Below are 24107 nucleotides of genomic sequence, written 5' to 3'. Positions count from 1 at the left end.
ACTTATTTTGTTTTAGTAATGATGATTCCATTGCCCACCGCTCGCTCTATTCCTCCATTATCTGCAGGAAGATTTCGAATTTCGAATCGATTCACTGAAAAGTTGGGGTTAATAAAAAAAGTAGAACTTCCGCCTCCATCAAGATTTAAAGCTTTTACGGAACCAATACTGCGCATAAAATCGCCTAAATCCTCATAATTCATTCCGTTCGACCAGGTATAGTTTCGACCATCGACAACCATCAATAGCAGTTGATTATCTTTTGTGAGACCCACTGCTGTACGGGGGTGAATTTCTTTGTCTGTTTGAGCAACCGTTTGCCCATTTTTAACTAACCAAACCCCACCAGATACTGCCTGTTGTAGCTGTTGAGCCTGCTGATCAAAGTTTTCGATTTCTTCCAGACTCACCTTGTTGTGTTTGTTTACAGCAAGATATCCTTCATTTCTAGTGGTGTATGCAGCGCGTAATACCTGCCCATTGAAAACAAATATCCCTCGAGGTACGCCTGTTGTCATATCGTAAAAATCGCCATTAACGCCTCCAACAACCTCAAAATTAGGGTTTAGTAGAGCCGTAGCCTGTGCTGTCATGGGTTGCATGGCAAATTCAGGTTTGTTGTGTGGCATAGAAGCTACTACAGATATTTGCGGATTGTTTAAATCAAGGGTGTACACAAAGGTTTTCATCGAATATCCCTTTTGTGCTAAGTATGATAATTCATTCACTTGTACACCTGCGGTAAGCGTATAGGTGGAGTCTTTGAAAATTTGAGCAACTAAATTGCTGTTTTCAACGAGTTGAGTTCCCATTTCCGTTTTAGGAACGGCTTTATAGGTTGTAAAAGTATCATCCGATTTTGTTTGACAAGAAACTTGAAGGCTGATAAATAAACTGAATAATAAATACTGTATTGATTTCATTAGTAACCAGGATTAGGTGTTAGTTTTTCGTTTAATTGTAGTTCTCCTCCAGGGATAGGCAAGAGGTGTTGGTAGTCTAAAAGACCTAAGTATTGTTTGGCTGTGTTTGTGCGTACGTAGTCGTAGTAGGAAAACCCTTCCGCTAAGAATTCTTTTCGTCTTTCTTCGAGCACAAGTGTAAGCATTTCAGCTTGAGAAGAAGGGTGTACCTCAGGTAAACCTCGTGCAGTTCGCACTGCATTGAGGCGCTGGGTTCCCAAATCCAAAGCAGAGGTTTCTGCACTGATTAGATACAGTTCTGCAATACGCGAAATAATCACTGGGTCTGTTCCAGCCTGTCCACTTGGGTATTTGTTGATGCAATCTTGTCCACCAAAAACACCAAAGGAAATCGCTCTTCTTTTGTCATTTGTTCCAATCAATTCCAGCATTTCTTTGGAAGGAGCATAGACATAGCTCCCCTTATTTGGGTGTCCGTAGTTATAAAACAAGGTGCTAATGGTATTGGATGATTCAGCAGTTAGATTTTCAAAGGCAAAAATAATTTCCGTATTGGCCTCTTTGCGAAAGATTTTTTCAAAACTATCCAGTGCATAGTTGCCTTTGGTAATTAATTGTTCTGCTAAGGCCGCCGCCTCACTTCTTTTGTTTTGGGACAGCATAACGCGTGCTTGGAGGGCAATTACCGCATCCTGAGAAACATAGTAGTAACTCTTAGCTGTGGTTAAGAATTCATGAGCGGTAGCTAAATCTTTTTCAACCTGTTCCCATACCAAGGCCTTGGGAGCACGACTGGGTTTTTCTAGCGTGTTTTTAGTCAATAACGGTACATCTCCCCATCGGGTTACTAAGCTATAGTAAATATAAGCCCTGAAATAGTGGGCTGTTCCTCGAATTCGCCTCGTATCTTCGTCTAATGGAAGAGCCTCTGCAATGGCGAGTACATTGTTTACTTGGTATAAGGCACTGTAATAGCCTTTCCAACTACTGACAATAATACTGTTTAACGGATTAAGAGTGTTGTTGATTACATCCTTGCTTGTGGTACTCGATCCTTGTACGTTGCCCCCAATAATGTCAAACATAATCCACGATTCGCGCTTGGGATCGTTTTGTACATTGTTGTACATCCCATTTTCTAAGGCTTTTAAATCGTTGGGAGTAATTGTTTCTGGAGTAACTCCTGTTCTTGGATGTAAGTCTAATTCACTACTGCATGAAAAGAGTGAAAGACAGAAGGCAAATAAAAGTATTTTTTTCATTGTTTTTGTTCGATTAGAAATTGACATTTAAACCAATAGAAAAGTTGCGTGTAGGAGGAACTCCTAAACCATCATTCCCGTAAAAACGAGCATCTAAACTTGGGCTGACGCTAGGATCCCAACCAGAATATTTCGTCAATAGCAATAAATTCGTGGCTTGTACGTAAAGGCGCAAGCCCTTGAGGTTGATTTTGTCTAGGATTTTTTGATCAAAATTATACCCCAATGTAGCGGATTGAATCTTGAAGAATGAACCATCTTCTAACCAGCGATCGGAGTTTCTATTGTTGTTGGTATCGCCCATTAAAGCACGGGGATATCGATCGGTTGAACCTGGTCCTGTCCAACGATTGTCATAATATTCCTCCAAAATAGGGAAGCGATCACCTAATTTTCCAAGTACGCCTGGTTTCCATCCTGCATAGACGTCATTGCCATAAGAAAAAGTGGTGAGAATATCCAATTGGAAGTTTTTATAACGGAAACTGTTGTTCCAACCTCCAAAGAAATCAGGATTAGAACTTCCAATCACTTCTCTATCGTTGTCGTTAATGATATTATTGCCATCTTTATCTCTCCACTTGACATCACCCGCGCGAACACCACGCTCGTATTGTTCTTGTGGAACTTCACCGTCATATTGATAAATGCCTTCTTGTACAAATAGATAAAAAGAACCAATGTCTTTTCCTACCTGTAAGGCGCGGTTTCCTCCAATCGACAACGGCTCGCCTTGGTTGTCGATTAATTGGGTAATTTTGTTTTTGTTCGTTGCAATGTTGAAGTTTGAAACCCATTGAAAGTTATTGAAAGTCAAATCGGTTCCTAAAGCGATTTCAATTCCTTTGTTCTCCATGGAACCGATATTGGTCAGGATACTAGACATCCCAGAAGTGGCGTGAATAGGCATCGAATACAATAAATTGTTGGTTTTCTTTTTATAGAGATCCATGCTAAAGGTCAGCTGACGATTAAAAAAGCCCAAATCCATTCCGAAGTTCGTTTGATTGGCTTTTTCCCAAGTTAAGGCGTTGTTTCCAAAACTCGATACCGCAATTCCACTAGCTAAACCATAGTCATTGCCTCCTGATAAAAGGGAGAGATACCCATAGTTGTTAATTCCTTCTTGGTTTCCTGTACTACCATAACTCAGCCTGAACTTAGCATCAATCCCCATATCTCGCATAAACTCCTCCTGATCGATATTCCACCCCAAAGAAACCGAAGGGAACCATCCCCAGCGAGTATCTGGAGCAAATTTAGAAGAGCCATCGGTACGGATGGAAGCATTTAGGATATATTTACTTAAATAATCTAAGGTTACACGAGAGAAATAGGATTCCATTGCATATTCTGTCACATAACCCGTGGCTCCTGTAATTTCTGAAGCAACGTTAATCACATCAAAAGAAGGAGAAGGAAAGCCACGTCCATCAATTCCTGTGGTGTTATTCGTCACTTTTTGAAAGGTATGCCCCGCCATAGCCGTTAAACCAAAGGCATTGAAGTTTTGGGTATAGGTTAAGATATTTTCTGTCTCGAGGTTTAAAATACTGCGTTTGGAGTCTACTACCCGTCCAACACCTGTTCCATACGGGTGTTTTTCATTGTAATACAGGTAATCGTACGTATAGTTAAAGTCGGTATTGATACTGTTGCGAAAGGTTAAATTAGGCAAGATTTTAATATCAGCATATAGATTTCCAACATAGCGGAACAAATCCAGATAGGTTTTTTGCTCGTTGAGAATCTGAATGGGATTGTGTCTTAGTAATTCCTCTGTTCCCCCAATATAGTAATCGCCATTGGGTTTATATGGACGATCAAACGGACGTTGTTCAATCGCTCTTGCCACGATTGTCGTTCCTAAGTTAGGACCTGGAACCTGATTATTTCTTACATACGATAAGTTGTTATTGGTACCAATCGTCAACCAAGGCGTCACTTCTGTTTGCAATTTGGTATTCAAGTTATAACGCTTCATGCTGTTGGTCTTGATTACTCCATCTTGTTGTAAAAAGGATGCTCCAACGTAATAGGTCGTCTTTTCAGATCCACCAGAAAATGATAAATCAATATCTGTAAAGGTTCCCCTTTGGGTGATGATATCCAACCAATTGGTGTCTGGTAAATCACCAAAGGGATTGCTAATTGGACTTTTATAGTCTTTATCGCCCACTTGGAGGTTGTATTGCTTGTTGTAATTGTTGACCCCATCGTTGTACTGAGCAATATACTTATCTGAATTGGTGATTTTTAACTTGTTTTTATTGGCAAATTCAGAAATTCCAGTGTTGATATTGAATCGCACTGTACTGCTGTTTTTCTTTCCTGATTTTGTGGTAATGATGATTACACCATTATTGGCACGGGATCCATAAATAGCAGCGGCGGCAGCGTCTTTTAATACTTCAATAGACTCAATGTCTTTTAGGTTAATGGTACTCAGTGAACTCATGCCTTCTCCCATATTAAATAGTTCAGCCGAAGGGTTGTACAACGGAATACCATCCACAACATAAAGCGGTTCGTTACTCGCACTAATAGAAGAAATACCACGAATGGAAACGCGTTCACCTGTTCCTAAATTACCTGAACTCAAATTGACGTTTACCCCCGCCATTTGCCCTTGTAAGAGCTCCACAGGAGAGGCTACTGTACGCATATTTTCCTGTGAAACACTCATTTTGTCAATGGCTGTGGTCACTAATCGTTTTTGTTGGGTACCATACCCTACAATGATGATTTCGTCCAAATCGCTCGTGCTTTCTCCAAGCTGAATGCTGAGGTTGTCTTTTGCTAAGACGAGTTGTGTGGTAAACCCGACAAAGGAAACCCTCAATTGATCTTTACCTACCAAGGCTTTGATACTAAAATGTCCATCGATATCACTGAAGGTACTTGTTTCGCTCCCTTGCACTTGAATAACCGCACCGGGTAAGGGTTCTCCAGCTGCATCCACTACTTTTCCTTTGATGAGTTGAGCAGGTTGCGTTGCAACTGTTGGACGGTGACTAGCAAAAGAAATCAAGTTGTTGTTGATGCGATAACTTGTTGTAGTTGCCTTGGCTACAGCATCTAGTACGGTCGTAAGTGCTGAGGTGCTTTGTGAAAAGGAAACGGATTGATGGGTATCCATCATCTCCGAGGAGAAAACAACTTTGTATGTTGTTTGCTCTTCAATGGTTTTAAAAACATCTTCTACTGTTGTTTTCTTGGTTGCCAAAACAATATTCATCGCCGTTGCATGATCTGCCGTGGTTTGACTAAAGGCAAAGTTGTATTGTGTACCTAAGAGCATACAACAAGTGAGATACAGGCGTATTCGCATGCGCAATGTTGTGTTGTTAATCATGTGTTTTTGCTTCGTTTATAGTTATTAAATGGTTTTGATTGTGGTAAACTAAGTTGTTGATAAAGCAGAAACTATCGAGGATATCTGCTAAACTACTATTGCGGTAATCACCTGTAATTTTAATCTGTTGAATCTGCAGATTTTTTGATAAAATAATGACATCAAATTCTTGTTCTATGCTGGCTTTCCATTGAGAAAAGGACGCATTAACCATGTGAAGAGACGGACTCCAAGAGGAAATACGCTCCTGATCTATATTGTATTTTTGTAGGTGTTGATTTTCATAGCGTGCTATTTCTTTTGGCTGAAGAAGCACATAAGCTTGATGAAGTGGTTCTTCTACTTTTACCTGTCCTGTTTCAACCTCAATAACGGTATAGGCTCCTTCTTCTTTTATCCAAAAGGAAGTTCCAAGTACGGAAGTTTTGACCTGGGTACCGCTAATCGTAAAAGGGAGTTGAGGATTTCGTGCAACGTCAAAAAAAGCTTGCCCTTGAAATTGAATGTTTCGATCTTTAGTATTGAAGTCGGGAGATACATATACGCTAGATCCCGGTAAAAGAGTAATCGTAGATTGATCCGCTAAGGTAATGATACGAGTGCTATGCGTAGCGGTATAGCTCTCTAAGAAAGGGTAGTGACTATAGTAGTACGTTGTTACTAACGTGAGAAATAAAAAACTTACACTGAATAGAAGAGTTTTAGTGGTGCTCCTTCTTTTTTTCTTCTTTTTTAAGGTGTGCGCTAAGATGGCGCGATGCATCTTGTTTTTTAGTGTTGTATTGACTTGTATCTCGTCTAAAGGAAGTTTATCCTCTTCCATTTTAGCTAGAAAAGAGACAATAACTTGCTCTTCTTTTACTGAAGCAGACCCTTGAATGTAACGGGTCAGAATTGTTTTAAATTTACTCTCCATATACGTGGTGTTATATGAGAAAGAGTTCTAAAACAATTGCTGCCCCTACGCAGAAAAGGAAGGCTAACGTTTTCTTAAACTACATGATGATTTGGTAATAATCCCCCGTCGGAAATAAATACAACAATAGGAAGTAAAAATCCAAGGTATAGGGCAAATTCGACTTTAATGTCTTCAATGCTTTGGAAATTTGATTCTCTACGGTGCTTTCTGAAATCGCTAGCTTAGACGCAATCTCTTTGTAACTATGATGCTTGTAAAAACGAAGATTAAAAATCTCTAAACAGCGAACGGGGAGTACTTCTTGGGCCTTGTTGTAAATTAACTGAAGCAATTGATCTTTAAAGAGGTTTTCTTCTTCATAGGTTAGTAATTCATGTTCTGTAAGTACATGATAGACGGATTCCAATTGAACGGTGTTGAAGGGAACGTTCTTTAAGTAGTACAAACTTTTGTTTTTGACTGACGTAATTAAATAAGCCTTTGCATTTTCAATCGTCAAGCCATCAAAATTGTTCCAAATACCGATAAATACTTCTTGTACAACATCAGAAGCCAAGGTTTCATCGCGTAAAATAGTGAAGGCATACTGATATAAAACATCCCAATGTAAGTGATAATGGGTATTAATCCATTTGTCTTTTGCTGTGTGCATAGAACTGAAATTTGTTTGGAGCTAAAGTACTATTACCCATCGAGTCTACTATTAAGTGAGTATTAAAGCATCGTTATATAAAGTTGAAGAGAAGATAAAATAAATAAGAAGAGGGAGAAAAGAAGTACCTTACTAACAAAAATGAAATAACCTAATGACAGGGCTAGGTTAGCCCTGTCAAGGTAATGAAAACGTTATAAGGGAAGAAATTACAAGTGTTGATGCAATATTTTTAAAGCTTCTGCAACACCTTCTTGCGCTTGAGGCGTTCCACTATTAGCTAGTAGAATATAGGCTTTATGATGTGTGGTATCGATCAAACAGTAAGAGAAAAAGTACCATCCAGAACTTGCGTGTTCATACTGCATTTACTCGATTTAAGCCTCTATTGTTTGCACTTGAAATGCGTGAACGGTCAAACCAAATAAAAATAGATTTACTTTTTTCATGGCAGATAAATTCTAGTTCACCTTTTTAAGGTACGAAAAAAATAGCAGAAATAGCGTTTCTAACGGATAGAAAAACAGAAATACAGCCTAAATAAAGCGATAGAAGGATTGAATTCCTCCCCTAAAAACAAGAGAAAATGAGAAGAGGTTCATATTATTTTTAAAAAAGACCATTTTCCTGCTTTTGCTTTTTGTGACTTAACGAGTTAAATAGTATCTTTGGCGCTTCAAAGTAGTAAATAATACCGATATGTTTGATAATTTAAGCGATAAATTAGATAAAGCCTTTCATATTCTTAAGGGACATGGTAAAATTACGGAGGTAAACGTAGCAGATACCTTAAAAGAGGTGCGTAGAGCCCTTTTAGATGCCGACGTTAACTTTAAGATTGCCAAAGATTTTACGAATAAAGTAAAAGATAAAGCCTTAGGACAAGATGTATTGACTACGCTTCAACCGGGTCAATTGATGATCAAAATCGTAAAAGACGAATTGACGCAATTGATGGGAGGGGAAGCTGCTGGAATTAATCTATCGGGAAATCCTTCTGTTATTTTGATGTCTGGTTTACAAGGGTCAGGTAAAACGACGTTCTCAGGTAAATTAGCGAACTTCTTACAAACAAAAAAGAATAAAAAACCATTATTGGTAGCGTGTGACGTCTATCGTCCTGCGGCTATTAATCAGTTGCACGTAGTAGGAGAGCAATTGGGGGTTGAGGTTTATTCAGAAGAAGGAAACAACAATCCTGTTCAAATTGCTGAAAATGCAATTAAATATGCGAAATCAAATGGTTTCAATGTCGTAATCGTCGATACAGCCGGTCGTTTGGCCGTTGATGAAGAGATGATGACCGAGATTGCTAATATTCACAAAGCAATTACACCCCATGAAACCTTGTTTGTCGTGGATTCCATGACGGGACAAGATGCCGTAAATACAGCAAAAGCATTTAACGATCGTTTGAATTTTGACGGGGTAATCCTAACAAAATTAGACGGGGATACACGCGGTGGAGCTGCAATTTCTATTAAATCTGTAGTAAACAAGCCAATCAAGTTCATCGGGACAGGAGAAAAAATGGATGCGATTGACGTATTCTATCCAGACCGTATGGCCGATCGTATCTTGGGGATGGGAGACGTTATTTCCTTAGTAGAACGTGCACAAGCACAATACGACGAGGAAGAAGCGCGTAAAATCCAAAAGAAGATTGCGAAAAACGAATTTGGTTTTGACGATTTCCTATCACAAATTCAACAGGTGAAAAAAATGGGTAGCATGAAGGACTTAGTTGGCATGTTACCAGGGGTTGGAAAAGCATTGAAAGATGTCGAAATTGAAGACGATGCCTTCAAACACATCGAAGCCATTATCCACTCGATGACACCCAAAGAAAGAGCAACGCCATCTGTACTCGATGCAAAACGCAAACAACGTATTGCCAAAGGATCGGGAACAGATATTCAACAAGTCAATCAATTGCTGAAGCAATTTGACCAAATGAGCAAAATGATGAAGATGATGCAAGGAGCAAAAGGAAAGAATTTAATGCGCATGATGGGACAAATGAAAGGAATGCAATAAAAAATACAAAGAAGGTTTAAGGTTCAAATGAAGTTTAAACCTTCTTTATTTTACATACAACAACACACTAATTAGTACGATTTAATGCAACTACTAGACGGAAAAAAGGTATCAGAAGATATCAAAAACGAGATCGCAGCTGAAGTTCAACAAATGAAAGCTCGCGGAGAAAAAGTACCCCATTTGGCAGCAGTCCTTGTGGGAAGCAATGGAGCAAGTTTAACTTATGTTGGCAGTAAGGTAAAGTCATGTGAACAAATTGGATTTGAATCGACTTTGGTGGCTTTACCAGAAGAAACAACAGAGGTTGAATTATTAGCGAAGATCAAAGAATTAAATGAAGATCCTGCGATTGATGGATACATCGTTCAATTGCCTTTACCCAAACACATTGACGAGCAAAAAATTCTAATGGCAGTAGATGCAGACAAAGATGTTGATGGATTCCATCCAACGAACTTTGGTAAAATGGCCTTAGAAATGGAAACGTTCTTACCCGCAACACCTTACGGAATTATGGAGCTACTAGAGCGTTATAAAGTAGAAACAGCAGGTAAAAATGTGGTGGTAATCGGTCGTTCTCATATTGTAGGTCGTCCTATGAGTATCTTGTTAAGCAGAAAAGGATATCCTGGAGATGCTACAGTAACCTTAACACACAGCCGTACCAAAGATATCGCAGCCATTACAAGAGAAGCGGATATCATTATCTCTGCTTTAGGTGTACCGTACTTCTTAAAAGGGGATATGGTAAAAGAAGGCGTAACAGTAGTGGATGTGGGAATCACACGTGTTCCAGATGCTGATGCACCAAGAGGCTATGTGATCGCTGGAGATGTTGACTTTGATGAAGTAAGCAAAAAAGCAGCCTTCATTACCCCAGTACCAGGTGGAGTTGGTCCAATGACCATTGCCATGCTATTGAAAAATACACTTTTAGCGCGTGCAAGACGTGCGAAAAAAGGAGAATAATATAGAAAAGGGTGTCCAAAAGGACGCCCTTTTTTGTCACTCTTAAACTTTAGATCGAAAGGAAGATGTACCACAAGTTTTAACCCAATCGTTCAACAACTTCTTCCCAAGAATTTAATCGATTAGGATACTTGATGGTAGCATTGTGATACGCTGTAAATAGAAAACCATTTGCGCCAAATCCAACTAAATTTTCGGTCATATCATCCAGTAAGATATCCGCTTTAATTAAAGGTTTATTCGCACAAAAAATCAGTTTTTTCCACGTTAATTCGGGAAAGTTTTTGGCTATAAAAGTACAGCGTGAAGCCAGAGAATAAGGAAATTCTAAAGCTGCCGAAACAACATAAATATCGTATTTTTCTGAAAGAATGGTGATGCCCTCTTGTGCACCTTCTATAACAGCGACTTCTTGATAAAAATTCACCCTATTTTGTTGTTCCTTGATAAAGGAGATGTGAGAAGAAGGCAAGCAGTCATAAATGGTTTTTCCAAAAAGATCTTGTTTTCTTAGGTTTGCTGAGTAAGCCTTGTTATATTGTTCTACTATTAAAGTAATAGAATCCGCAAGAACTTCATCCATATCGACAGCTAGAATAGGCTTTTGAATGGTTCTGATATGCATGGTTTTGGGGTTTTAGTGATTCTTAAAAATAAAGTAATTTTGATTGTAAATAATTGATTTTTTGTTGTTTAAAATAATTTTAACTAAGAAATGAATCAGATAACCTGTTCTTTTTTGTTCGTTCTTTGGCTTTTGATAAAATTATCATTAGTAAAAACAATCCTCACCCAATCTCATCTAACCCTCTTTTTTTGCTCTTCGTTGTTCGTTCTTTGGCTTTTGATAAAACTATCGTTAGTAAAAACAAATCTCACTAATCCTTATTAATCCTTACTAATCCTTACTAATCCTCACCCAATCTCACCCAATCTCACCAACCCTCACCAACCCTCACGAAACTATTTACTGCCTACTAAATCATTCATTAAAATGATTTATTTGTATTAATGACTTATTTTTCATACATTAGTTATAGTATTTATTTAATGAATTATATTTCATTCGTTATGGCTTAAAATTCGGTATTATGAATTATATATCAGACATTAGTTTGCTTTCAGATAAAGCGATACTCCAACAGATTGGCTTGTTTATCCAACAAACGCGTATCAAGCAAAATCTAACCCAAGAGGATGTCGCTACACGAGCGGCAATTAGTCGGTCAACATTGAGTTTAATCGAACGAGGGGACAATCTATCTTTAGTCAATTTAATTAAAATTTTGCGCACGTTGGATGCCTTATACGTTTTACAGTCTTTCGAAGTAAGCGACGAATTAAGTCCGTTGCAATTAGCCAAAGGAGAGAAGCAAAAACGCCAACGCGCGTCTAAACCAAAGGAAGATAACCTGGATAATACTGATTTAGGATGGTAACAACAGCTTTTGTTCGACTATATGATCAGCAGGTAGGTGCTGTGGCCTGGGATGCTGAAAGGGGAATTGCCAGCTTTGAATATGACCCTAAATTTAATTTGGCGCAATGGCCTATTGCGCCGATAAAAATGCCTGCCAAGAATAGAATTTACAGCTTTCCTGAATTTCGAGATAATGAAACGTTTAAAGGACTTCCAGGTTTGTTAGCCGATGCTTTGCCTGATCGATACGGAAAGGAACTGATTAATGCCTGGTTAGCTCGACAAGGGCGGCCAGACAATAGTTTAAATCCTGTGGAATTGCTGTGTTTTATTGGTAAACGAGGCATGGGAGCTTTAGAGTTTGAACCCGCTTTGATTAAAGAAGCTCCGTCCTATGATATTGAGCTGACAGCATTAATTGAAACGACTAAATTACTCTTAGAAAAAAAAGAAAGCCTTTCAATTCAGACGCAAGCCAATATGGAGGATGTGATGATGGATGTACTAAAAATGGGAACATCTGCAGGAGGAGCACGTCCCAAAGCAATTATTGCTTATAATGAAAAAACGGGGCAAATCAAATCAGGACAAACCTTAGTCGACCCTGATTTTGATCATTGGATCATCAAGTTTGACGAAGTCAGCGATGTACAATTTGGAGAATCTAAAGGTTATGGTCGCGTAGAAATGGCGTATTATAAAATGGCTACTGATTTCGGTATTGAGATGATGGAATCGCGATTAATCGAAGAAAATAATCGCGTTCACTTTATGACCAAGCGCTTTGATCGGATAAAAGGCAATCAAAAGATTCACAGCCAAACGCTTTGTGCCATTCAGCATTACGACTTTGCGAATATTACGTCCTATAGCTATGAGCAAGTCTTTCAAACCATGCGTCAATTGCGATTGTCCTATGCGGAAGCGGAACAAATGTTTAAGCGAATGGTTTTTAACGTGATTGCGCGTAACTGTGATGATCACACCAAAAACTTTTCTTTTTTGATGACACAAGAAGGCAAATGGAAATTAGCACCTGCTTATGATATTTGCTTTGCTTATCGCCCTGATAGTGTATGGGTAAGTCAACATAATTTAAGCATCAATGGCAAGCGAAAGGATTTTAAACGAGCAGATTTGATCGCTATTGCACAACAAAATTCGATTCGAAATCCAGAGCAACTGATCGATAACTGCTTGCAACTCGTGCAGCAATGGCCGTCCTATGCTCAAGCGTATCAAGTAGAGGAAGATAAGATAAGGAATATAGACCAATGGCTAATCAAAAAGATGGAATAGAGGAAATGCGTGATGGAAAATCGAAGCGTAGCGTAGATTCATCGAACACCGAAACAAAAAAAAATGTTTTTCGGCTTTTGGTTCATTACATCTAGTTGAAAAAAGATTCTCTTAGGAAGAGAAAATCAAACAAACCGTAGCGTAGCGTAGGTTCATCGAACACCAAAACCAATATAAATTAGGTAAGATAAATCGAAGATTCATCGAATACCAAAACAAAATATAAACTTACTGAAATAAACCGCGCAAAAAAATAAAATGAACATCCAAACATTTAACATTGAAAAAGACATCGAAGGACAATCCATCGTTTTATCACCCACAGTGATTCAACAAGACAACTTTACCCTTTTAGTTGATTGCGGATATGAAGAAACCTTTGACGAATTTAAAACAGCATTAGCTGAACTAGGAATGCCTATACAATCCCTAGATGCCATTTTTATTAGTCATGATGATATTGATCACTTGGGAGCATTATCGCTGTTTTTAGCAGAAAATCCCAATCTACAGATCTATGCCAGTGCGGTAGAAAAAGACGCAATCGAAGGGACTATTCCCTCTGAGCGTTTAGTTCAAGCCGAAACTTCTTTGCCTTTTATGCCTGACGAATATCGCCCTTGGGCAGAGCATTTCATTACTCGATTAAAGAAAATCAAACGAGCAAAAGTACATCATACGTTTCAATCTGGTGATTTTGTTTTGAAAAACCTACAAGTCATTGCTACTCCAGGCCATACAAAGGGGCATATCTCCTTATTTGATCCTCAGACAAAGACATTGATTGCCAATGATGCTTTGGTGATTGAAGAGGGAAAACTCAATATCGCTAATCCACAATTTACGTTGGATATGCAACAAGCCATACTGTCCGTGAAAAAAATCCAAGCTCTACAACCGCACGTAATCATTTGTTACCATGGTGGAATCTTGAAAGAGGAAATCGAAAGACAGTTGGAGATGTTGTTGAATCAATATGAATAGTAGAAATTGTTGCTCTTTGTTGTTCGTTTTTTGCCTTTTGATAAAACCCCATTAGTAAAAATAAACCCTCACCCAACCTCACCCAACCCCATCAAATCTCACCAAACCCTCACAAAAAAACAACAATTCCCCCAATTCTAGGGATAAGCTAGCCAGAGAAATAAGACTACCTTTAGGAAGTAAAAAAAGGAAAGATGAAACAAGAAGTAAAAAAGACAATGACACCACAAAGAGAATGGTTTCTAAAAGGAGAACAATACGCAAAAGCCATTAATGAGATGGTTGCTTTTGGCAATGAACATGGATGGGATAAATGGGAAGGTGAAGAAGCGGAAGACAAAAGGGATCATTTGAGACAACTAGTCTTTGAAGCTTTGAAACAAGCCAATCTAGATGATACAATAGCTACTTTTAGAGCGGACTATCCACCGGCTTATACGCCTCTAATTCCATTTTTGGAGACCAAATCGCAATACATTGGGGATATCGTAGCGATTGATGCCGATACAGTTGCTTTTTTAGCGGGAACTTCTTTCGAACGCAGAATGGCTTACTTGGTATCTGGCACTACAGTTCGTCTACTAGACGAGCAAATGAAAGGATTGGGAAAATCCATGCAAAATAATATAGTGGCTATTGCTTATGCGGATAAAATAGTGACCTATCAGGGGTGGAATGGCCCTGTACTTGCGGAATTCTCCTTAGGTGACCTCGCTCAACTAGGTATTTCAAAACTGATCCCCTTTAACGATGGAAAACGCGTCTTATTCGTTTCAATGGAAGGGGTATATTTGCTGCACGAACAAGAACAAAAACTCATTCACCCAATATACACAGAAGAGGAGAAAAAAGAAGCCCAAGAGGAGGACTATGAGCTGATGATCGATATGGAAAATGCAACCTTATCGCATGACAATACGTATATCGTAGTAGGAGATCAAGATAGAGATCACCGCATTTTGACGGCAGATGGAGAGGAAGTAGGAACCGTAGGGCCTCAATCGTCTTATCCGCATTTCTGCCTGTTTTCCAAAGATGACCAACAGTTAATTACGAATTCTTGTCACTTTTACAATGGAGTAACCATTGGGGTAGATGCCACGAAGTTGGATGGGATGAACGTCCATGCCTACGAAGAGAGTGAGGATTTTGTTTATATGGATGAGAATATGCGCGTGTACCAAGGCGTTGCTTTACAAGAGTACTATGTTTTAGGTGATGCGTATGGCTATATTCGCGCCATCAATCAAGCGGGTAAAGAAGTATGGCAGCACTTTTTAGGAGGTACAATTAGCGGAATTGCTGTTTCTGAAGATGAAACGACCTTATGGGTAGGAACGTATTCAGGCGCTCTACACAAACTGATTGTAGGCAAAGGAATACGCGATACGCACACCATTGGAACAAGTGATTTATATGAAGAATTCCGACTGTTAGTATGGAAAGAAGAACCCCAAGTGTGGAGGTGGTAATACAATAAAAAACAACCATGACCGAAGATTATGTTGAGGTGCTATTGACGCATCTAAAGCAAACCATAGTATTGACCGATAGCGAAGTACAACGCATCAGTGAAGTAGTAGAAATAGTACCTTTAAAGCGCAAAGAACTCTTGCTTCAACCAGGGCAATTGTCACAGCACATGCGATTTATTGCCCAAGGAAGTGCACGTTGTTATTACCTAGACGAAAATTCACAAGAACATACGTTGCAACTAGGTATTGAAGAATGGTGGATTAATGATTTGTATAGTTTTTTGACACAAACAGCATCCAAATTGTTTATTCAAGCCATTGAACCCGCAGTGATTGTGCAAATTAGCAGAGAAAATTTAGAGCAACTGTACGTTGAAATTCCAGCTATATCCACTTTTTTTCGTCTAAAAATACAAAGTGCTTATGTTGCGTTACAAGAGCGAACCCTTGAAAATATGAGTACAGAGGCTTATACACGTTATCAGCGTTTTATCAAAGAATACCGCAATATTGAACAACGCGTACCTCAATATATGATTGCCTCTTATTTGGGGGTAACACCAGAATTTTTGAGCTATCTCAAGAAAAAACACCTCGATAGTCTTTCTTAAGATAGCTTAAGAACTGCGTTTTAACGAGCGAATACATTTGTCCTATGAAAATAAATAATCATAGACAGATGGTATTCGCTCGTTTTTTTATATTCCTATTTGGATTGTTCACGCTTTCGGTTTTTGGGCAATCCACCACCTATACACCCGACATGATGCTCGGGCATCGATCGTATGGCTATACCCATACCGTCAGCCATAAACTTTCGGATAAACTTACGCTTCAAAATCTTGTTTTATTTGATGCTGAATATGAGGAAGATACACATAATATCTTTTTCATCCGCAATACCCTTGCGTATCAATTGCCGAAAAACTTCGTATTAAATGCGGGGTTTGGCGTAAAAAACCCAGGAAAATTCGCCAGTGTGTACCTCCAATATCAAGTTAAACGAAAAGATTTTATTGGGGTCTATGGAATAGGAACGACCTATCAAAAAGGGTTCACACTAGAACAATCCCTTTTGCTGGAATATACGCCAAAATTAACCCAAGAGTGGGAGGGAGTCTTTCGCTTTTCTGCGGTTGGAAATGTCAATCGACACGAATATACCCGTGGTTTTCAACACCTTCGACTAGGCGTGAAGCGAGAGAAAGTAGCCCTTGGATTCGCTGCTAATTTTGAACAATTCGCCATGAGCTGGAACCACTTAGAAAATTACGGACTCTTTGTAAAAATAAACGTATAAAAATAGAACTAGATGAATACAAATCAAAACACTGGACTTTTAATTAGTCGAATTGCCATTGGATTTCCCATGTTGTTTTATGGGATTGGAAAAGTAGTACACGGGATTGGGTTTATCCAACAAGTACTTGTGGATAAAGGACTGCCTGCCTTCTTTGGCTATGGCGTATATGTAGGTGAAGTAATAGCTCCCTTGCTGTTAGTACTCGGTTGGAGAACGCGTTTGGCCGCAGCTGTATTTGCAGTCAATTGCATAACAGCAGTACTTCTCGTACAAAGTAGCCTTATTTTTAGCCTCAATGAAAATGGGGGATGGGCAGTCGAATTGCTGTTGTTATATGCTTTAGTCGCTGTAAGCCTGTTTTTTACAGGTGGTGGAAAATATGCCCTTTCCACAAGCCATCAATGGGATTAAAAAAATGCATTCGTATGAATGCATTTTTTATAGAAATAAATCGGTGTGATTTAACTGTTGTTTTTCCGCTGCGTTAGGGTGATTGTTGGGATTAATGAAGGAACGGAAGTGAGGATGATCATCGCAAAAAATAAGGTCAAAGGCAAAGCGATTGTTTCCATATAAACCACGGTGAATCATATTAGCAGAAAATACAAGCAAATCGCCTCGTTTTAATTTGATTTGTTTCCCTCTTGCCAAGGAATCACTAGGTGTTTTTCCGTTCAAACTCAAACGAGTATCTTCCTCTTCTTGTAAATCTCATGCGCGATGTGTCCCTTCAATGAGTTCAATGCCTTCTTCTGCTCGAAAGGGAATCCTAAAGTGAACCACCTGTTGTGTTTTTATACGTTCTTTTTGTTCCGCTAGGGACATTTCCGTATATTGAATATCGCGATGCCAATAGTTTTTTTGCGTGGGATTAAAGGGATCAAAAAAGAGTTGCGTATTGAGAAATAAGGCTTTTTGAGGAAAAATAGCTCCAATAATTTCAAGTAACTTGGCTTGCGTAATGAATTCAAAAAGAGTCAAGCGTTCCTTTTCAGTAATAAACGAACTCGATGTTATACTGTGGCTGTTGATGAGTTTTTGCTCATATTCTGCCTTGTTTTGAAGGAGCCATTGGCTGTGAAATTGCATTACTATAACTTCTAGTTGCTCCAATTCTTTAGCACTAAAGAATTGGGGACAATAGCAATAACCGTCAGTGGAGTAAGTATTCTTTTGGTGCATGATTTTTCGTGTATTAAAAACTAAAAATACGCGATTTATTCTGGTCCTAAAATTGTTTGCTATTCTTTTTTCATCTGTACCAAGTCCACTTGCATTATTATGTATATTTGTTAACACCAAGACAAAAAACCTTTTTAAAACTAAAACTTTAAAAGAATGGAAATATACGCCAAGAGACACACTCTTTTTCAAGATAAATACAACGAGATTAGAAAAAAGTATAAAATAGTAGGAGGGTTGCGTTTAGTCGCTTTTCTGGGGATTGTATACTGTTTTTATTTGTCTGTATCCCGTGCAGATTACCAGTATTTGTATGTAACAGGAGGATTGGTTCTGGTGTTTTTAATTTTCTTGCGTATTCACGTCTCGTATTCTTGGAAAATGCGCTATGCGGAAGCATTGATGCAGATTAATAAAGAAGAAGATCAGTTTGTAAAGGAGGATCAATGGGGGGGTGATGATGGAGCTGAATTCCACACGCCTGATCATCCTTATGCTTTTGACTTGGATATTTTCGGACCGAAATCCATTTACCAATACTTAAATAGAACCGCGTCTTATAAAGGAAAAGAACATTTAGCCACGCTTTTAAAAAGCCGAAGCAATAAAGAAGACGTCCTCAAAAATCAAGAGGTGATAAAAGAACTTTCCCAAAAGGTTGAGTGGAGACAAGAGATTTACGCCTATAGTAAACTGTCTAACCTTAATAAGGAGGCCTATGAGCGATTGAAAACGTGGAGTCAATCGAAGGTTAATACATTGAGTAAATTTTCTTTAGTACTTGCTTATGCCTTGCCTTTGGTGTTTGTTGTGGCGTGTATCGGTTTTTTTGTCGATGCGTCCAATATCATTTGGGGCTATATCGCATCGACTGTTTTCTCGTTGAACCTCATTATGGCCATGGCTAAAGTAAGACTGATTCAAGCGGAACTTGGCGGAGTAGAAAAAATACACGAAACCATTGAAAGTTATAGCTCCATTATCAAGCGAATTGAAAAAGAAGAATTTGCAACGGAACGCATGAAAATGTATTTGAAAGAGATCAAAAGCGATTCGTTCAAAGCCAGTACTGAGCTGAAGAAATTATCCCGCTTGTTTGAGCAACTCGAAACGGTAGCCAATTTGTTTGTGTCGATTTTGTTTAATGGATTATTTCAATTTCACGTCCATGTATTGCATAAATTCTTAACGTGGAAGAAAGAAAAAGGAACCTTAGTGTTAACGGTTATTGATATAGTAGGAGAAGTAGAAGCCTTTAATTCTTTGGGAAACTATTCCTACAACAATAGAAGTTATACCTTCCCCGTTTTGAATGATACCAATCAAATGGCTTTCCAAAATCTGGGGCATCCCTTGCTGAATGCAAAGAAACGGGTGACCAATGATATTGATTTTTCCAATCAGCGTTTTGTTATTCTAACAGGATCTAATATGTCTGGAAAAAGTACGTTTTTGCGCACTATAGGCGTCAATTTAGTGTTGGCGGGAATAGGAGCGCCTATCTGTGCGACAAAAGCGACGTTTTTTCCATTGCCTTTGCTGGTTTCTATGCGATTAACGGACTCCTTAGAAGACAGTGAATCTTACTTCTATGCAGAGGTAAAACGCTTGAAGATGATTATCGAACAAGTGCAGAGTGAATCTTGTTTCGTCTTATTGGATGAGATTTTAAGAGGTACGAATTCAGACGATAAACAGAGTGGTACTATTGGGGTGATTCTCAAATTAATTCGTGAACAAACCTACGGAATGATCGCTACCCATGATTTAGAAGTGTGCAATACAACGAATGAATATCCGACAATTTTAATGAATAAATGTTTTGAAGTCGAAATTAAAAATGACGATTTACACTTCGATTATAAAATAAGAGACGGTATTTGTCAGAATAAGAATGCAACCTTTATTATGAAGAAAATGCAAATTATAGATTAGTTAACGGTTAACGGTTAACAGTTCACGGTTCACCAACCGTAAACGTACACTGCCAACCGTAAACGTACACTGCCAACCGTAAACGTACACTGTTAACCGTAAACTGTCAACTAAAAACGGCTCTCAATTTTTAAATTGAGAGCCGTTTTTTATTATAATTGTGCAACTAGTGTATTAATTAAATCTCGGGCAATGGGTTCTGCTGCTTGTACTGCTTTTAGTACTTCATCGTGGTTGACGTCAGCAATTCCCTCTTCATTCCCCATATCGGAAATAACGGAAATACCGAAAACCTTCATATCCATGTGACGGGCTACGATTACTTCCGGAACCGTTGACATCCCTACACAATCTCCACCTACTGCGCGTACCATTTTATATTCGGCTAGGGTTTCAAACGTTGGGCCTTGCAAACCGTAGTATACTCCTTCTTTGATATCGTAGTTTTTCGCTTGAGCAATTTCTTTCGCTTTTGCAATGATGGTCTTGGTATAGACTTCGTTCATATTGACAAAACGAGGACCAAAACGCTCATCGTTGTGTCCGCGTAATGGATGATCAGGGAAGGCATTGATGTGATCCTTGATAATCATAATATCTCCTACTTTAAAGGATGGATTTACTCCTCCTGAAGCATTAGATACGATTAAGGTATGTACACCTAAATACTTCATGACGCGAATAGGAAAAACCGTCGTCTTGATATCATATCCTTCATAGTAGTGAAAACGACCCTGCATGGCAACAATCTTTTTTCCGCCTAGCGTTCCGAAAATTAAGGCTCCTTTGTGTCCTTGAACGGTAGATACGGGGAAATTGGGAATATCGGCGTATGAAATCTCATGCTCAATAGCGATATCCGCTGTTAGGTTACCCAATCCAGAACCTAAAACAATACCGATTTCAGGTTTAAAATTCGTTTTTTCAATGATGAATTGAACGGTTTCTTGTACTTTCTCCCACATAGTTTAAAATTTTAGCATCAAAGGCTTCGCTATTATTTAAGAAAGCCGTTTGAATAGGTAAATAAAATAATTGAGGTTCAGGAAGAAGACCTTGGAGTCGGACATAATCCTTTTCCGTGGTGATGATTTTCTTTCCTTTCGCTTGATTCAAAATTAATTCAATATCCGTAGACGAAAAATGATGATGGTCAGGAAATGATAAACATACCGTTGTCTCTTTTTTCAAATGATTAAAAAAGGATTGGGGGTTTGCAATGCCTGCCACTAAGATAAAGTCGTCCTGAATAAGTTGAGTAACCTCCACTGAATCAGACTTTGAATATGCAATTTTACTAAAATCAATATACGTAAAAAAAGACAATTGTCCTTGCTTTAGATGTAATTCTTGTGTTATGTTTTTTTGTTGAGCAAGGCTGAGGTCTTTGGGGCATTTGGTTACCACAATAATATCTGCGCGTTGAGCGCCTTTTCTCGATTCTCTTAAATTACCAGTAGGCAACATAAAATCCTTAAAATACGGGGCATCATAGGTGGTGAGTAAGATGTAGAGTCCCCCTTGAAAAGCGAGATGTTGAAAAGCATCATCCAAGACAATCACTTCTGTCTCTGGTTTACGCGCTAAGAGATTTGTAGCTCCATTGACGCGTTTAGCATCCACGGCCACCTGAACATTGTCAAACTTACAGTGGTATTGAAAGGGTTCATCGCCAATTTGTTCCATAGTCGTTTGCGCATCAGCCAAGAAAAAACCCTCGCTTTTTCTTTTATATCCTCTGCTCAAGGTCGCTGTTTGGTAGTGGTCTTTCAATAGGCGAATAATGTATTCTACCATAGGCGTTTTTCCCGTTCCTCCTACGCTGAGGTTGCCCACCACAATAGTAGGAAGGTCAAAAGAGGTGCGTTTGAATACACCTATCAAATAGAACCAATTGCGGATTCCCGTAATACAACCATATAAAATGGCAAAAGGAAAAAGTAAAAGACGGAGTAATTTCATCCTACGAAAGTATCAATTTTTCTGCTCTTATTTTAATTTTTGTTGGGTTTCTCTTACTTTCCAATGGGTAGAATCAAAGTATTTATTGTAAATAGTCAAGGCTTTTTGATACTGATTTTGCGCTTGGTTTCCCTCTCCTTGTTTAACGGCTAAATCACCCATGGCAACCGCAATATCACCAAAAATAGGGTGATCTGCCTTAAAAAATTCTTGGTTGATTGTCCATGCTTGTGTTATTTTTTCCTTTGCTTCTGCCAATTGACCCGCTTGGAGGTGCAAGATCCCATAGTTTAAGTACACTTGAGCGGTAAATGGACTCTGGTCGGATACAATCTTTTGATAAAGTTTCAAAGCTTCTTGAAAGTGTTTATTTGACTCCACATAGTTGTTTCGATTCATCTCAACCAACCCTAAACCATTACGTGCATTTGCGTTGAGCAAGGATTGAGCAAGGTTATAGTGTTCAGCAATTGCTATGGATTTTTGATATAGCGTATCTGCTGTAATCAAATTATTTCGATGATAAGCAATATGTGCGGCTTGGCTGTAAATATGAGCCATGTTTGGAGAAGATGGAATAAGGGTTAATGCTGCATCATCAAGTGCTTGATTAATTAAAAATTGCGCTTCGATAAAATCAGCGTGAAGTAAAGCGAGATCGGCCAAACCTGTTAATACGAGTGGAATATTATGGGTTTGTGTCACTTTTCCACTGTTGTATAGCTCTAATGCTGTAGTATAGTTTTGTTTTGCGATTGAATAGTTGCCCAATATTTTGTTTATATCTCCTAAAATTTTAGCATTGTACGCATATAGATCGTTGGCTTTTCCTCCAGATTTAGCTGTTAGATCCAAGACTACTGTTATTTGTGCTTTAGCCTCGTTAAATTGACCTAAAGCAAAATTAATCTGTCCTAAAAGTGTTCGTGCCTCCATGCTTTTTAAACTAGAAGAAGTAGAGGTTTCTTCAAAACAACGCAAGCAATCTTTTACTGTCGTTTCTGCTTCTTTAAATTGGTTGGCTTTAAATTGACAATAGGCAACAATATATTGAACAGTACAATAGTTTGAACTAGGAGGATCAACTAATTTTTGTGCTTTTTCAATAGAAGCAAAAGCTTGTTCTAGGTTATCAAGGGCTAGGTAATTATAACTTTGTGCTTGGTAGTTATTTAAAAGTACTTTCCTGTGTTCCTGTGTTTGCTCTTCTTTGAGTAAGGCTACATTAATTGACTCTAATAATTCATTTGATTCCGCAAAACCATTTTGACTACTCATTAAAAAAGCAACATTGCTAACATAAGCAGATGAGGTAAGATCAATGTCTGTATTGTTCGTCGCTTCATTGTAATTTTTGAGTGCACTCATGAAAAAATAAGCAGAAAGTTCAATTTTATTGAGCTGTCTGTAACAATGCCCAATCATGTTCAAAATGTCAGATTTTTGTTCTTGCCAATACACCGATTTGATTGGAGTAGTTGTTATGTAGTTGAAAGCAGTCAAATAATGTGAAAGGGCTTTCGTATATTGTTTTGCTGTATATAGTTTTTCTCCTTTACAATAGTAGGCATTAAATAGGGTGCTATACGTCCTACTAATCGGATAAAGATGTTCATCTCCTTTATAATCCCTAAATAGCTGTAGAGTTTCTAGGTTGAGTTCTTCAATAGTGTTGTCGTTAAGTTCTTGGAGCACTAAGGCTCTCATTTGATAACTACCGTCCTCTTCCTGCTCTTTATAGTCAAGGAGTTTTTTTCCAATGCTATTGGCTTTTAAAGCATACTGGATAGCTTTATCACAATCTCCTTTGCTAGCAGCTGCTTCAGATTCAATCGCTGCATCCATCATCGCAATATTGCCAGCAAGACTACTATCACCTGAATTTAAGGTCATCAGGACCTTTCGATACGGTTTAAAGGTTTCTGGAGTATAGAGGAAAAAAGAAGTAAGTAGGGAAATAACTAAACCGCGATAAAAAATCATTCGTATCTCCTTGTCAATACCTCCTTTTTTTCTTTTGAGTAAAATGTAAATCGCTAAACCTATCGTTAGTAAAATGGCAGGTATAGGAAAATAAACAAAATAATCGGGTTGCTGTAAACTAGTCGAAAGCGATAGGGTAATCACCGCAGGCCCATAACTAAGACCTGCAAATAAAGGAAGGTAAGCTTCTTTTTCTTTCGCAATATAAAATAAGGAATGCCCACCTAAAAAGTAAGAAAGTCCAAGGAGCCAGATAGTAAAAAAGGAAGGAACAAATAAATAGATAGAGCTGGGAAACACTAAAGTGGCAAAGATGAGTACGGCAAGTAGTGTTAGAAGTGTTTTTTCGTATTTTTTCAAAAGGTGAAGATTTAGTCGTTCGTGGTAATTGAAGAACCCAAAAGTAGCTTATTTAATTTATATTAACATAATTTAAGTTACTCT

General features: G+C 38.4%; 22 protein-coding genes. 10 read left to right on the top strand and 12 right to left on the bottom strand.

What is annotated here, in order from left to right; all coding sequences use genetic code 11:
* Nucleotides 1–2: 2 nt before the first annotated feature.
* The 6 genes from ACLJX0_RS09635 to ACLJX0_RS09610 all read right to left on the bottom strand — a co-directional run bounded on the left by ACLJX0_RS09635 (nt 3) and on the right by ACLJX0_RS09610 (nt 7479).
* Nucleotides 3–923, bottom strand: a complete 921-nt coding sequence (locus ACLJX0_RS09635) for a phosphodiester glycosidase family protein (protein WP_410880012.1) — start codon at nt 921–923, stop codon at nt 3–5.
* The gene (locus ACLJX0_RS09630) at nt 923–2185 is read right to left on the bottom strand and encodes a RagB/SusD family nutrient uptake outer membrane protein (RefSeq protein WP_410880011.1); all 1263 of its coding nucleotides are present in this window, start codon (nt 2183–2185) and stop codon (nt 923–925) included. Before ACLJX0_RS09630 ends, ACLJX0_RS09635 begins: the two co-directional genes overlap by 1 nt.
* Before the next feature lie 13 nt (nt 2186–2198).
* Complete coding sequence (locus tag ACLJX0_RS09625) at nt 2199–5540, bottom strand: SusC/RagA family TonB-linked outer membrane protein (RefSeq protein WP_410880010.1); 3342 nt, start codon at nt 5538–5540, stop codon at nt 2199–2201.
* Complete coding sequence (locus tag ACLJX0_RS09620) at nt 5533–6456, bottom strand: FecR family protein (RefSeq protein WP_410880009.1); 924 nt, start codon at nt 6454–6456, stop codon at nt 5533–5535. The genes ACLJX0_RS09625 and ACLJX0_RS09620 overlap by 8 nt, the downstream gene beginning before the upstream one ends.
* Before the next feature lie 79 nt (nt 6457–6535).
* Nucleotides 6536–7111 carry a sigma-70 family RNA polymerase sigma factor gene (locus tag ACLJX0_RS09615; RefSeq protein WP_410880008.1) on the bottom strand — a complete coding sequence of 192 codons (576 nt, stop codon included), beginning with the start codon at nt 7109–7111 and terminating at the stop codon, nt 6536–6538.
* 209 nt (nt 7112–7320) lie between these two features.
* Nucleotides 7321–7479 (bottom strand): hypothetical protein, encoded by a 159-nt coding sequence (locus ACLJX0_RS09610; protein ID WP_410880007.1) that lies wholly within the window; start codon nt 7477–7479, stop codon nt 7321–7323.
* A 331-nt stretch (nt 7480–7810) separates the two neighbouring features.
* Between ACLJX0_RS09610 and ffh the strand changes: the two genes are divergently transcribed.
* Nucleotides 7811–9148 carry a signal recognition particle protein gene (gene ffh, locus ACLJX0_RS09605; RefSeq protein WP_410880006.1) on the top strand — a complete coding sequence of 446 codons (1338 nt, stop codon included), beginning with the start codon at nt 7811–7813 and terminating at the stop codon, nt 9146–9148.
* A gap of 84 nt (nt 9149–9232) precedes the next feature.
* Entirely contained in the window at nt 9233–10120 is an 888-nt protein-coding gene (locus tag ACLJX0_RS09600; protein WP_410880005.1) for a bifunctional 5,10-methylenetetrahydrofolate dehydrogenase/5,10-methenyltetrahydrofolate cyclohydrolase, read from the top strand.
* Nucleotides 10121–10199: 79 nt separating this feature from the next.
* On the opposite strand, the gene ACLJX0_RS09595 is transcribed toward ACLJX0_RS09600, so the two are convergent.
* Entirely contained in the window at nt 10200–10745 is a 546-nt protein-coding gene (locus ACLJX0_RS09595; protein WP_410880004.1) for a 5' nucleotidase, NT5C type, read from the bottom strand.
* Nucleotides 10746–11211: 466 nt separating this feature from the next.
* Between ACLJX0_RS09595 and ACLJX0_RS09590 the strand changes: the two genes are divergently transcribed.
* The 7 genes from ACLJX0_RS09590 to ACLJX0_RS09560 all read left to right on the top strand — a co-directional run bounded on the left by ACLJX0_RS09590 (nt 11212) and on the right by ACLJX0_RS09560 (nt 17012).
* On the top strand, nt 11212–11559 hold the full coding sequence (locus ACLJX0_RS09590; protein ID WP_410880003.1) for a helix-turn-helix domain-containing protein: 348 nt from the start codon (nt 11212–11214) through the stop codon (nt 11557–11559).
* Entirely contained in the window at nt 11553–12839 is a 1287-nt protein-coding gene (locus ACLJX0_RS09585) for a type II toxin-antitoxin system HipA family toxin (protein WP_410880002.1), read from the top strand. The genes ACLJX0_RS09590 and ACLJX0_RS09585 overlap by 7 nt, the downstream gene beginning before the upstream one ends.
* A gap of 258 nt (nt 12840–13097) precedes the next feature.
* Nucleotides 13098–13823 carry an MBL fold metallo-hydrolase gene (locus ACLJX0_RS09580; protein ID WP_410880001.1) on the top strand — a complete coding sequence of 242 codons (726 nt, stop codon included), beginning with the start codon at nt 13098–13100 and terminating at the stop codon, nt 13821–13823.
* Between the two features lie 194 nt (nt 13824–14017).
* Nucleotides 14018–15295: a hypothetical protein gene (locus ACLJX0_RS09575; protein WP_410880000.1), complete on the top strand. Its 1278-nt coding sequence runs from the start codon at nt 14018–14020 to the stop codon at nt 15293–15295.
* A 17-nt stretch (nt 15296–15312) separates the two neighbouring features.
* Nucleotides 15313–15909, top strand: a complete 597-nt coding sequence (locus ACLJX0_RS09570) for a Crp/Fnr family transcriptional regulator (protein WP_410879999.1) — start codon at nt 15313–15315, stop codon at nt 15907–15909.
* A gap of 44 nt (nt 15910–15953) precedes the next feature.
* The gene (locus tag ACLJX0_RS09565) at nt 15954–16598 is read left to right on the top strand and encodes a hypothetical protein (RefSeq protein ID WP_410879998.1); all 645 of its coding nucleotides are present in this window, start codon (nt 15954–15956) and stop codon (nt 16596–16598) included.
* Nucleotides 16599–16610: 12 nt separating this feature from the next.
* A complete protein-coding gene (locus tag ACLJX0_RS09560; RefSeq protein ID WP_410879997.1) occupies nt 16611–17012 on the top strand; it encodes a DoxX family protein in 402 nt (133 codons plus the stop codon).
* Nucleotides 17013–17039: 27 nt separating this feature from the next.
* On the opposite strand, the gene ACLJX0_RS09555 is transcribed toward ACLJX0_RS09560, so the two are convergent.
* The gene (locus ACLJX0_RS09555; RefSeq protein ID WP_410879996.1) at nt 17040–17279 is read right to left on the bottom strand and encodes a hypothetical protein; all 240 of its coding nucleotides are present in this window, start codon (nt 17277–17279) and stop codon (nt 17040–17042) included.
* Between the two features lie 33 nt (nt 17280–17312).
* A complete protein-coding gene (locus ACLJX0_RS09550; RefSeq protein WP_410879995.1) occupies nt 17313–17783 on the bottom strand; it encodes a hypothetical protein in 471 nt (156 codons plus the stop codon).
* Between the two features lie 156 nt (nt 17784–17939).
* On the opposite strand from ACLJX0_RS09550, the gene ACLJX0_RS09545 reads away from it, so the two are divergent.
* Nucleotides 17940–19718 (top strand): MutS-related protein, encoded by a 1779-nt coding sequence (locus tag ACLJX0_RS09545; RefSeq protein ID WP_410879994.1) that lies wholly within the window; start codon nt 17940–17942, stop codon nt 19716–19718.
* Nucleotides 19719–19870: 152 nt separating this feature from the next.
* On the opposite strand, the gene ACLJX0_RS09540 is transcribed toward ACLJX0_RS09545, so the two are convergent.
* Genes ACLJX0_RS09540 through ACLJX0_RS09530 form a run of 3 tightly spaced genes read right to left on the bottom strand, consistent with a single transcriptional unit; the run spans nt 19871 to nt 24023 of the window.
* The gene (locus ACLJX0_RS09540; RefSeq protein ID WP_410879993.1) at nt 19871–20683 is read right to left on the bottom strand and encodes a purine-nucleoside phosphorylase; all 813 of its coding nucleotides are present in this window, start codon (nt 20681–20683) and stop codon (nt 19871–19873) included.
* Nucleotides 20643–21680, bottom strand: coding sequence for a tetraacyldisaccharide 4'-kinase (lpxK, locus tag ACLJX0_RS09535; protein WP_410879992.1), 1038 nt, complete (start codon nt 21678–21680; stop codon nt 20643–20645). The genes ACLJX0_RS09540 and lpxK overlap by 41 nt, the downstream gene beginning before the upstream one ends.
* A 27-nt stretch (nt 21681–21707) precedes the next feature.
* Nucleotides 21708–24023, bottom strand: coding sequence for a tetratricopeptide repeat protein (locus tag ACLJX0_RS09530; RefSeq protein ID WP_410879991.1), 2316 nt, complete (start codon nt 24021–24023; stop codon nt 21708–21710).
* Nucleotides 24024–24107 lie beyond the last annotated feature (84 nt).

This window comes from Myroides sp. DW712 (assembly GCF_046557355.1).
Classification (GTDB): domain Bacteria; phylum Bacteroidota; class Bacteroidia; order Flavobacteriales; family Flavobacteriaceae; genus Flavobacterium.
This window is presented reverse-complemented; position numbering and strand designations above follow the sequence as displayed.

What these genes read in the sequence shown, in the direction of transcription:
- ACLJX0_RS09635 (WP_410880012.1), bottom strand. Translation starts at nt 923, where the DNA reads ATGAAATCAATACAGTATTTATTATTCAGTTTATTTATCAGCCTTCAA.
- ACLJX0_RS09630 (WP_410880011.1), bottom strand. Translation starts at nt 2,185, where the DNA reads ATGAAAAAAATACTTTTATTTGCCTTCTGTCTTTCACTCTTTTCATGC.
- ACLJX0_RS09625 (WP_410880010.1), bottom strand. Translation starts at nt 5,540, where the DNA reads ATGATTAACAACACAACATTGCGCATGCGAATACGCCTGTATCTCACT.
- ACLJX0_RS09620 (WP_410880009.1), bottom strand. Translation starts at nt 6,456, where the DNA reads ATGGAGAGTAAATTTAAAACAATTCTGACCCGTTACATTCAAGGGTCT.
- ACLJX0_RS09615 (WP_410880008.1), bottom strand. Translation starts at nt 7,111, where the DNA reads ATGCACACAGCAAAAGACAAATGGATTAATACCCATTATCACTTACAT.
- ACLJX0_RS09610 (WP_410880007.1), bottom strand. Translation starts at nt 7,479, where the DNA reads ATGCAGTATGAACACGCAAGTTCTGGATGGTACTTTTTCTCTTACTGT.
- ffh (WP_410880006.1), top strand. Translation starts at nt 7,811, where the DNA reads ATGTTTGATAATTTAAGCGATAAATTAGATAAAGCCTTTCATATTCTT.
- ACLJX0_RS09600 (WP_410880005.1), top strand. Translation starts at nt 9,233, where the DNA reads ATGCAACTACTAGACGGAAAAAAGGTATCAGAAGATATCAAAAACGAG.
- ACLJX0_RS09595 (WP_410880004.1), bottom strand. Translation starts at nt 10,745, where the DNA reads ATGCATATCAGAACCATTCAAAAGCCTATTCTAGCTGTCGATATGGAT.
- ACLJX0_RS09590 (WP_410880003.1), top strand. Translation starts at nt 11,212, where the DNA reads ATGAATTATATATCAGACATTAGTTTGCTTTCAGATAAAGCGATACTC.
- ACLJX0_RS09585 (WP_410880002.1), top strand. Translation starts at nt 11,553, where the DNA reads ATGGTAACAACAGCTTTTGTTCGACTATATGATCAGCAGGTAGGTGCT.
- ACLJX0_RS09580 (WP_410880001.1), top strand. Translation starts at nt 13,098, where the DNA reads ATGAACATCCAAACATTTAACATTGAAAAAGACATCGAAGGACAATCC.
- ACLJX0_RS09575 (WP_410880000.1), top strand. Translation starts at nt 14,018, where the DNA reads ATGAAACAAGAAGTAAAAAAGACAATGACACCACAAAGAGAATGGTTT.
- ACLJX0_RS09570 (WP_410879999.1), top strand. Translation starts at nt 15,313, where the DNA reads ATGACCGAAGATTATGTTGAGGTGCTATTGACGCATCTAAAGCAAACC.
- ACLJX0_RS09565 (WP_410879998.1), top strand. Translation starts at nt 15,954, where the DNA reads ATGAAAATAAATAATCATAGACAGATGGTATTCGCTCGTTTTTTTATA.
- ACLJX0_RS09560 (WP_410879997.1), top strand. Translation starts at nt 16,611, where the DNA reads ATGAATACAAATCAAAACACTGGACTTTTAATTAGTCGAATTGCCATT.
- ACLJX0_RS09550 (WP_410879995.1), bottom strand. Translation starts at nt 17,783, where the DNA reads ATGCACCAAAAGAATACTTACTCCACTGACGGTTATTGCTATTGTCCC.
- ACLJX0_RS09545 (WP_410879994.1), top strand. Translation starts at nt 17,940, where the DNA reads ATGGAAATATACGCCAAGAGACACACTCTTTTTCAAGATAAATACAAC.
- ACLJX0_RS09540 (WP_410879993.1), bottom strand. Translation starts at nt 20,683, where the DNA reads ATGTGGGAGAAAGTACAAGAAACCGTTCAATTCATCATTGAAAAAACG.
- lpxK (WP_410879992.1), bottom strand. Translation starts at nt 21,680, where the DNA reads ATGAAATTACTCCGTCTTTTACTTTTTCCTTTTGCCATTTTATATGGT.